A 1,137-nucleotide genomic window follows, 5' to 3' on the forward strand; every position below is an offset into this window, starting at 1 on the left:
GTCACCGCGGCGGCAGCGCCGGCCCCGCGGTGCCCGTGCTCGGTCGGGGGCGGCAGGCCGGCGGTACCGAACGCCTCGGCGAGCGGTCCGGCCAGCCGGCCCCGGCCCAGCACGCTGGCCGTGGCCGGGGGCACCGGGGCAGCGGCGATGTGGCCGCGACCGGAGAGCAGGCCCCGCTCGCGGAGCGTGGTCAGCAGCTGGTCCTGCCACTCCGGGCTCAACCCCGCCCGGGATGCCTGCTCCCGCCACCGGGGGAGGGGGAGCCGCGCCAGCTGCAGCAGGCACTCGGCCTGTGACTCGCTCAGGTCGGTCAGCACCATCCCGTGCTGCTCGCACAGGCCGAACTGCACCTCGTGCCGGCGGCGCCGTAGCGGCCGGGCGTGCGGGGTCAGCTGCTCGTGGGAGAGGCTCACCCGGCGAGCGTGGCACGCGCGGACCGGCGCCAGGCCGGGCTGTCCACAGCCCGTGCGCGTCCGGCGAGGCCGGGCCACCCCGCAGACGCGCGACGGGCGGCACCCCGAGATGGGGTGCCGCCCGGTCGGCGGTGCGGGGTCGGCTCAGGCGCTGGCGGCCTTGCCGAGGATGCGGTTGAGGTTGGTACCACACACCGGGCAGCTGCCCTTGGCCATCCGACGGCCGTTGGTCTCGACGACCTTGCCCTCGGCCTCCCGCTTCTCCTTGCACTTCACGCAGTAGAACTCGCCCTGGTAGGTCTCGGCGCTCTCAGCCATGGTCACTCCTCGCCTCGCTCGGGGTCACGCGGTCAGCACCACGCGCGGGGCCTGGTGCCCCGGTTGCTCGTCACCCTAGGCGACCGGCGGGGACCGGTCCTGTGCTGCCGAGCCGCTGGCGTGTCGCGCTCAGGGCTGCCCGGGGCGCTCGTCGCCCTCGCCGCGCTCGCCGTCGTCACCGTCCTGGCTGCCCTGCTCGCCCGGCTCACCGCGAAGCAGCCGGTCCAGCTCGGCGTCGAAGTCGCCGTCCGCGTCCTGCCCGCTCTGCTGCCGGCTGACGAACCCGAGGGGGTCGTCCAGGTCGCCCGCGCTGGGGGCGACGTCGGGGTGGGCCCAGGCGGCGTCGCGCGCCTGCTGGCCGTGGCCGCCAGCGGGATCGCCTCGGTCATCCACCACACCGCCAAGG

The 1,137-nt window shown here is 76.3% G+C and carries 2 protein-coding genes and 1 pseudogene; all 3 read right to left on the reverse strand.

Features of this window, described 5'->3' with window-relative positions; translation table 11 throughout:
* On the reverse strand, positions 1–413 hold a 413-nt coding region (locus tag GFJ45_RS16100; protein WP_228387221.1), incomplete at its 3' end, for a hypothetical protein.
* 144 nt (positions 414–557) lie between these two features.
* Positions 558–731: a DUF5679 domain-containing protein gene (locus tag GFJ45_RS16585; RefSeq protein ID WP_194288744.1), complete on the reverse strand. Its 174-nt coding sequence runs from the start codon at positions 729–731 to the stop codon at positions 558–560.
* A 129-nt stretch (positions 732–860) separates the two neighbouring features.
* Positions 861–1,137: pseudogene (locus GFJ45_RS16105) on the reverse strand (hypothetical protein); the annotation flags it as partial.

The organism is Ornithinicoccus halotolerans (assembly GCF_009602535.1).
GTDB classification, from domain to species: domain Bacteria; phylum Actinomycetota; class Actinomycetes; order Actinomycetales; family Dermatophilaceae; genus Ornithinicoccus; species Ornithinicoccus halotolerans.